General features: G+C 60.4%; 9 protein-coding genes. 5 read left to right on the top strand and 4 right to left on the bottom strand.

The window, feature by feature from the left end:
- The first annotated feature begins 356 nt into the window (after nucleotides 1-356).
- The 4 genes from EN964_RS19115 (at nucleotide 357) to EN964_RS19100 (ending at nucleotide 1,770) form a co-directional block, all read left to right on the top strand.
- Nucleotides 357-656: a PRC-barrel domain-containing protein gene (locus EN964_RS19115; protein WP_127267419.1), complete on the top strand. Its 300-nt coding sequence runs from the start codon at nucleotides 357-359 to the stop codon at nucleotides 654-656.
- 81 nt (nucleotides 657-737) lie between these two features.
- On the top strand, nucleotides 738-1,172 hold the full coding sequence (locus EN964_RS19110) for a GFA family protein (RefSeq protein ID WP_127267420.1): 435 nt from the start codon (nucleotides 738-740) through the stop codon (nucleotides 1,170-1,172).
- 80 nt (nucleotides 1,173-1,252) lie between these two features.
- Nucleotides 1,253-1,453, top strand: coding sequence for a KTSC domain-containing protein (locus EN964_RS19105; RefSeq protein ID WP_127267421.1), 201 nt, complete (start codon nucleotides 1,253-1,255; stop codon nucleotides 1,451-1,453).
- A 152-nt stretch (nucleotides 1,454-1,605) separates the two neighbouring features.
- Nucleotides 1,606-1,770: a hypothetical protein gene (locus EN964_RS19100; RefSeq protein WP_081738679.1), complete on the top strand. Its 165-nt coding sequence runs from the start codon at nucleotides 1,606-1,608 to the stop codon at nucleotides 1,768-1,770.
- Between the two features lie 61 nt (nucleotides 1,771-1,831).
- On the opposite strand, the gene EN964_RS19095 is transcribed toward EN964_RS19100, so the two are convergent.
- From EN964_RS19095 to EN964_RS19080, 4 genes are read right to left on the bottom strand one after another with little or no spacing between them, the layout of a single operon-like run.
- Complete coding sequence (locus tag EN964_RS19095; protein WP_127267425.1) at nucleotides 1,832-2,086, bottom strand: hypothetical protein; 255 nt, start codon at nucleotides 2,084-2,086, stop codon at nucleotides 1,832-1,834.
- Nucleotides 2,087-2,132: 46 nt separating this feature from the next.
- Entirely contained in the window at nucleotides 2,133-2,570 is a 438-nt protein-coding gene (locus EN964_RS38665; protein ID WP_245456899.1) for a hypothetical protein, read from the bottom strand.
- Between the two features lie 10 nt (nucleotides 2,571-2,580).
- Complete coding sequence (locus tag EN964_RS19085; protein WP_127267422.1) at nucleotides 2,581-3,759, bottom strand: acetate/propionate family kinase; 1,179 nt, start codon at nucleotides 3,757-3,759, stop codon at nucleotides 2,581-2,583.
- Nucleotides 3,756-6,167, bottom strand: coding sequence for a phosphoketolase (locus EN964_RS19080; RefSeq protein WP_127267423.1), 2,412 nt, complete (start codon nucleotides 6,165-6,167; stop codon nucleotides 3,756-3,758). The genes EN964_RS19085 and EN964_RS19080 overlap by 4 nt, the downstream gene beginning before the upstream one ends.
- A gap of 262 nt (nucleotides 6,168-6,429) precedes the next feature.
- On the opposite strand from EN964_RS19080, the gene EN964_RS19075 reads away from it, so the two are divergent.
- Nucleotides 6,430-7,073, top strand: a 644-nt coding sequence (locus EN964_RS19075; protein ID WP_127276628.1) for a protein-L-isoaspartate(D-aspartate) O-methyltransferase, incomplete at its 3' end; no start/stop codon positions are given.

Genomic DNA, 7,073 nt, shown 5'->3' with positions numbered 1-7,073 from the left:
ATCGAACTCTTGGAGAAATATGATTTCGCGTATCTGCTGTTCAGTGGCGCCTGTATCCCGCGCCAGCGCGGTTATCGCGTCTACTGGCAGACCGGGGTGCTCGGGCGCCTTTGCCATGCAACGCCATGCCTCGCGATGGGCAAGAGCGGTGGTCACTCCCAAGCGTCAGCGCCCAATTGTGCTGCTGACGATTTCCTTTTGTACGCTTCCGTACAGAGCTTTGCGAGTCAATTCGGGCCCGAGGCTGATTTGAGGGTTCTTGCGTCCTTGCGTCGTCCGTCCGTCGCCCCGAAATTCTTCGGAACGTTTGCTCGGCTGAGAGGTTCAAATACTCCACCCAACAGGAGTCTCGAACGATGGATCACACCAACCGCGTACGCCTCACAAGCACCGAACTGACACCAGACATTCTCGAAGACGCCACGATTTACGACGCGGACGACAACAAGGTCGGCAGCGTTTCGCACGTCCACGGCTCTGGAGCCGCCAGTCAGGTCGTCATCGATGTCGGCGGCTTTCTCGGCATAGGTGCCAAGCCGGTGGCCGTTCCCGCGAGCCAGTTGGAATTCATGCGCGATGAAGACGGCGACGTTCACGCGGTGACGAACTGGACCAAGGATCAGCTCAAGAGCATGCCCGAGCATCACGATGCATGATTTCGAGGACTTCACCTTGAACGGGAGCGGCCGCTTGGCCGCTCTCTGAACGTCCCTTGGGCGCGACAGGATGGACAGACGATGCGGCGCGAGACCGGAGCCTGCTTCTGCGGAGGGATCGCCGCAGCCATGGACGGAGAGCCTTTCTGGATATGCTACGATCACGACGACGATTGCCGCCGGGCCATCGGAAGTCCGATGACAATCTGGGTCGGTTACCGGCCTGAGCAATTTCAGCTTCTTAGAGGGACACCGAAGGCCTTTTCGAAAACGCCAGGCGTCACCCGCACGTTCTGCCCGGACTGTGGAAGCTCGATAGGCTATAGCGACGAAGGTCTGCCGGACGAGTTCTACGTGACGGTCGGTTTTCTTGACAAACCTGAAGGTTTTCAGCCGCAAGCCCATGCCTATTGGGATCTGAGGCTACCGTACATCGAGTTTGATGACAGCCTGCCACGCATCGACCGATATTCGAGGAAGCGCGACCCGAAGTTGGGCAACCCGCGCGACCGGTAGTCGCGGTGCAAGGCGCGAGGGCATCGGCGGAACCTGACGATCGCTAACGGGTTATTCGGGCAGACCCGTCGGGTGCCACCATGCCATCGACCGTGATCCGAAACGCACAATACGACCCCGCCACCAGGATCCTCTCGGTCTGGTTTGTTCCGAGCGGCAAACGTTACGACTATGAGGATGTTGCTCCGGTAACTTATGCCGCTTTCACCAAAGCTTTCTCAAAAGGCCGCTTCTTCAATGAATTCATCCGAGATCGCCATCGGTATCGCCGCGTGGCGTGACAAGTTCGGACATGAGCAGACGATGCACGGAACCTGACCCGCATCGTCTCGTTGACGTCTCGTCGAAGCAAACCAGGCAATGACAATTCATCTGGATATGCTCGGGACCGGCAAAGATCGATCGGAACAGGCTTCAAGGGAGTTCAAGAGCCATGACGGCCAAGAAGCAGAAGACCGAAAGCAAGGACAAGAAGGCGCTGCGCTTGGCAGAGACCACCGACGTCTCACCCAAGCAGGCCAAGGAGCTTATGCAAAAGCATGGCAAGGACAGCCCCAAGGTCGAGAAAGAAGCCAGAAACTTCAAGGCGGAAGGATAGGACGCATTGAGGCCCGGCTTGCATGACCCCTGCAGGGGATCGGCCGCCAGGCAATTCGGGATTAAGGGGGCTCGCCGGCCTTTTCGGCCGCGAGCGCAAAGGGGAAGCGCAGCACCAGGTTGCGGTTCTCGTCAAAAATCTCGAAGGCCAATCCGGTACGCAGCGGCTTGCCATGCAGCAGTTCTTCGGCGAGGATTTCCTTCGCCGACGCCATCGCGTTTTCCTCGGCGCTCGCTAGATCAGAAAATTCCTGGCCCTCGGGATCCTCCTGCAAGCTTCCGCTCTCGTCTCGAAGGTCGAAAAAGTACCTGGACATGCCGACTGAACTCCTCATTGCGACGATGGAATCGGAAGCGCCAGCCTCAGATTTCAGTGCCTGATGTACCCGGATTGTCGAAGAGCACAGCCAGGCCATGCTCGATGGCGCAGGCCGCAATCAGATCATCGAAGGCCTTTCCCGAAAGCGGGCAACTTGGCATCACCTCCCGAATTGCGGTTCCGGCCTTGGCGGTAGAGATCACATCGTGGCGTTTCTTGCGTGTCTCGACATATTGCTGGACCAGGATTTTCAGGCGCCTCACCGCAACATCGTCCGTAAACATGGATTCCTCAGCCAATGCCTGAAGTAAGGCTGTCGGCCTGATCATCGTGCCGACGGTCTCGGGTTTAGCCGAGATTGCTCGCACAATATTTCCATGGGCCGTTGGTTCCCCCGACCGCTTGCTTGGTAATTTTCGTACAGGGAATGCCCTTGCCCGCGCTTTTACCGAGCCCAACCGACGTCGGGTTTCCGATGCCAATGGCGAGCCTTCAGGCTTGCATCACCTTGCGGCTGTGACGTGCAACGACACTTTCCTCATCGGTCGCAATCACGCGCACCTCCACCTTGCTCTCGGGACGACTGATGATTTCGGCGTGGATGTCGTTGGCGCGTTCTTCAAGCACCACGCCAAGCCAGGTCAATTTTTCGCATATGGCCTTGCGGATGGACGCGGACCGTTCGCCGATGCCGGCGGTGAACACGAGGCATTCAAGACCACCCATCGTGTTTGCAAGCGCTGCTGCTTCCCTCGCCGCGCGGAAGGCAAAAAGCGCCATCGCCTCTTGGGCGCGAGGATCGTTGCTCCCTTCCAGCGTCCTCATGTCGCCCGAAATACCGGATACGCCGAGCAGTCCCGACTTCTCGTAAAGCATCGTCTGCAGCTCCTCAGCCGCGATGCCTCTTTCCAGTAGGAAGTGCAACAGCACGCCGGGATCGATGGCGCCGCACCGCGTGCCCATGACGAGGCCATCCAGGGCCGAAAACCCCATCGTCGTATCGATGCTCTTGCCCTCGCGCAAAGCGCAAAGGCTGGCACCATTGCCGAGATGGGCGACGATGGTGCGTTTCGCCGCAAGAGTTGGCGATATCCCGCTGAGCCGCCCGGCGATGTATTCATAGGAGAGACCGTGAAACCCGTAGCGGCGCAAGCCTTGCCCTTCATATTGGCGCGGAAGGGCGAAGCGCCGCACGAGCGGATCGATCGTCTGGTGGAAAGCGGTGTCGAAACAACCAACCTGTGGCAGGTCCGGTTGCAAGGCGGCTATCGCGCGGACCGGCGCGAGACTGCGAGGCTGATGCAGCGGAGCGAGCGGCGTCAGTCTGTCGATGGCGTCGATGATGTCTGGGGCCAGACGGACAGGTTCGATGAACTCGCTTCCGCCATGCACGATACGATGGCCGGCGCAGAGCAGGTTTCTTTCGCCGATTTCGCCCTGCACCCAATTCAGCATCTCGCCTATGGCCGCGTCCCGCGGCTTGTCGGTGGCGAGCTGCCGATCGCACTGCACCGTTCCGTCGGCCGCTTTTGCGCGGAGTGTGGGTGTGTCGCCCAAGTCCAACGTGCCGCGCGAAACGAGCTGCATATCCTGTGACGAGACAAGATCGTAAAGCGCGAACTTGATGCTGGACGAACCGGCATTCAGCGCCAGGATCGACCGACGCGTCATTGGCGCGCCTTTGCCGCGCCTTTGTCGGGCCAGCTCCATTTCTGGATTTCGGGCATATCCTCGCCGTGCTCGCGGACATAAGCCCTGTGCTTCACCAACCGGCCGTGGAGTTCGCCGGCAAGCCCTTCAGCCCTTTCGGCCAGTCCCGGCACACGTTCGATGGCGGCAAGCGCGAGGTGGTAGCGATCGAGTTCGTTGAGCACCACCATGTCGAACGGCGTCGTCGTGGTGCCCTCCTCGCGGAAGCCATGCACATGCATGTTGTCATGGTTGGCGCGACGGTAGGTCAGGCGATGAATAAGATAGGGATAGCCGTGATAGGCGAAGATTACAGGCCGTGTCTTCGTGAACAACGCATCGAAGTCTCCATCGGCGAGCCCGTGCGGATGCTCGGTGTTCGACTGCAGCGTCATCAGGTCGACAACATTGACGACACGGATTCTCAGGTCGGGGATCGCAGAGCGCAGAATGTCGGTCGCGGCCAGCGTTTCCAGGGTGGGCACGTCGCCGGCGCAGGCCATGACCACGTCGGGCTCCTCGCCCTGAGCAACCGTACCGGCCCATTCCCAGATGCCCGCCCCCGCCTTGCAATGCGCTTCGGCTTCTTCAATGGACAGCCATTGCGGTGCCGGCTGCTTGCCGGCGGTAATGACATTGATGCGGTTATAGGTTCTCAGGCAATGATCTGTGATCCACAGCAGGGTGTTGGCATCCGGCGGAAAATAGAGCCTTACCGTATCGGCCTTCTTGTTGGCGACCAGATCGGCAAAGCCCGGATCCTGATGGCTGAAACCATTGTGATCCTGCCGCCAGACATGCGAGGTCAAAAGGTAATTGAGCGAGGCGATCGGCTTGCGCCAGGCAAGCTCGCCGGAGGTCTTCAGCCATTTGGCATGCTGGTTGACCATCGAATCGACAATGTGGATGAAGGCCTCATAGCAGGAGAACAGGCCGTGGCGGCCGGTGAGCAGATAGCCTTCAAGCCAGCCCTGGCAGAGGTGCTCGCTGAGCACCTCCATGACACGTCCGTCACGGGAAAGATGGACGTCGTAGGGTTCAATGCGCTGCATCCAGAGCCGATCGGTAACTTCGAACACCTCGTCGAGGCGGTTGGATGACGTCTCGTCCGGCCCCATCAGGCGAAAATTCCGCGCCTCGGCATTGAGGCGGAACACCTCGCGAAGATAGCTTCCGCAAATCCGCGTCGCTTCAGCGACGACGCCTCCCGGACGAGGCACTTCCAGCGCCAGGCTTTTCCAGTCGGGAAGCACAAGATCGCGCTTCAACAGTCCGCCATTCGCGTACGGGCTTGCGCCCATGCGCTTTGTCCCTGTTGGGGCAAGTGCCGCGAGCCCCGGCAACAGATGCCCGCTTTCATCGAACAGCTCTCCCGGTTCGTAGCTTCGCATCCAGTTCTCGAGGATCTTGCGGTGGCCCTCATTTCCGCGTGCGTTCGACACCGGCACTTGATGCGAACGCCAGAAACCCTCGACCTTCTCGCCATCGACCTCCTTGGGACCTGTCCATCCCTTGGGGCTGCGCAGCACGATCATCGGCCATTGCGGGCGTTGACCATGCCATCCCGGAGCCCGTGCCTGCTCCTGAATGGACCGGATGCGATCGAGCACCGTGTCGAGCGTCGCGGCCATCGACTGGTGCATGGCAAGCGGCTCGTGGCCTTCGACGAAGAACGGTTCGTAGCCATAGCCGGCGAAGAGACTTCGCAACTCCTGATCGTCCATACGGCCGAGGATCGTTGGATTGGCGATCTTGTAGCCGTTGAGATGCAGGATCGGCAGGACGGCGCCGTCCGACATCGGGTTCAGGAACTTGTTGGAATGCCATGCCGCCGCGAGCGGACCGGTCTCGGCTTCGCCGTCACCAACGATACAGGCAACCACCAGATCCGGGTTGTCGAAGGCCGCGCCAAAGGCGTGAACCAACGCATATCCCAATTCACCACCCTCATGGATGGAGCCTGGCGTCTCGGGCGCGGCATGGCTTGGCACGCCGCCGGGGAAGGAAAACTGCCGGAACAGTTTCCTGAGGCCGTCTTCGCCCTGCCCGATATCGGGATAGATCTCGCTATAGGTGCCCTCGAGCCAGGCGTTGGCGACCATTGCGGGACCGCCATGGCCCGGCCCGCAGATAAACAGAGCATCGAGGTCGCGTTCGCGTATGACGCGGTTCAGATGCACGTAGAGAAAGTTCAGCCCCGGCGTCGTGCCCCAATGGCCAAGCAGCCGCGGCTTGACGTGTTCGGCCTTCAACGGTTCGCGCAACAGCGGATTGTCGAGCAGGTAGATCTGGCCGACCGAGATGTAATTCGCGGCGCGCCAGTAGCGGTCCATGAGGTCGATCCGTTCGTGGCCGATGGCCTGCGGCGTCGCGGCAGCCTTGTCGTTCATCGACATCTCCAGCTTCGGTTCGCTGGTGATAACTGGGGCATCTTTGCGCTTGAGCAACCCCCGACTGCCGCGTTCGGGTCGGCGTCACGACCCACGCGGCCGAGAGACCGGACGCCATCTCGGCCGGGCTTGCGGCCCTATCCGCAAATAGGCGGGAACCTTGAAGTCCTCCGGCGGTTAGAAACTGAAATCGCGAAGACCAGGCTCAAGGCAGGTACCGCGAAGGATAGCCTCGAAGCGTTGCACCAAAGGGAGCTAAAAGATGCTCGATCTTCCTCGTGCCCGTGATCGAATGGTCAATATCCATGTCGGCCGGCGTGGCATTCATGACCGTGAGATTCTGCAGGCAATGCGCGAAGTTCCACGCGAGGCCTTCGTCGAACCCGGCTTCGAGGAATTTGCTTACGAAGACACGCCGCTGCCGATCGCCGATGGCCAGACCATATCGCAACCCTACATTGTCGCGTTCATGATCGAGATGGCGGATGTCAAACCGGGTGACCATGTGCTCGAAATTGGCACCGGCTCGGGATACGCGGCCGCGGTGATGAGCCGGATCGTCGAACAGGTCTACACGATAGAGCGTCATCCCGGTTTGGCCGAAGCCGCGAAGCGGCGGTTTGAAAAACTCGGCTACCAAAACATCGAGGTTCGGACAGGCGATGGCACCAAGGGCTGGCCGCAGGCGGCGCCGTTCGACGCCATCGTGGTGACAGCCAGTGGTCCCGGCGCACCGCTCGCCCTTCAGGAGCAACTCGATGTCGGCGGCAGGCTCGTCATTCCGGTCGGCGACGACCCGGATTTGCAACGTCTGCTCAAAGTCACCCGGACAGGCGCCGCAACCTATAGCGAGGAGGATTTCGGCGGCGTGCGCTTCGTCCCTCTGATCGGCGAGCAGGGTTGGTC

The sequence above is a fragment of the Mesorhizobium sp. M7A.F.Ca.CA.001.10.2.1 genome (assembly GCF_003998575.1).
GTDB lineage: Bacteria > Pseudomonadota > Alphaproteobacteria > Rhizobiales > Rhizobiaceae > Mesorhizobium.
The sequence above is the reverse complement of the archived record's forward strand: the minus strand, read 5'-3'. Positions and strand labels throughout refer to the sequence as shown.

Bases quoted from the DNA above. Each gene is read 5' to 3' on its own strand.
- EN964_RS19115 (WP_127267419.1), top strand. From the start codon at position 357: ATGGATCACACCAACCGCGTACGCCTCACAAGCACCGAACTGACACCA.
- EN964_RS19110 (WP_127267420.1), top strand. From the start codon at position 738: ATGCGGCGCGAGACCGGAGCCTGCTTCTGCGGAGGGATCGCCGCAGCC.
- EN964_RS19105 (WP_127267421.1), top strand. From the start codon at position 1,253: ATGCCATCGACCGTGATCCGAAACGCACAATACGACCCCGCCACCAGG.
- EN964_RS19100 (WP_081738679.1), top strand. From the start codon at position 1,606: ATGACGGCCAAGAAGCAGAAGACCGAAAGCAAGGACAAGAAGGCGCTG.
- EN964_RS19095 (WP_127267425.1), bottom strand. From the start codon at position 2,086: ATGTCCAGGTACTTTTTCGACCTTCGAGACGAGAGCGGAAGCTTGCAG.
- EN964_RS19085 (WP_127267422.1), bottom strand. From the start codon at position 3,759: ATGACGCGTCGGTCGATCCTGGCGCTGAATGCCGGTTCGTCCAGCATC.
- EN964_RS19080 (WP_127267423.1), bottom strand. From the start codon at position 6,167: ATGAACGACAAGGCTGCCGCGACGCCGCAGGCCATCGGCCACGAACGG.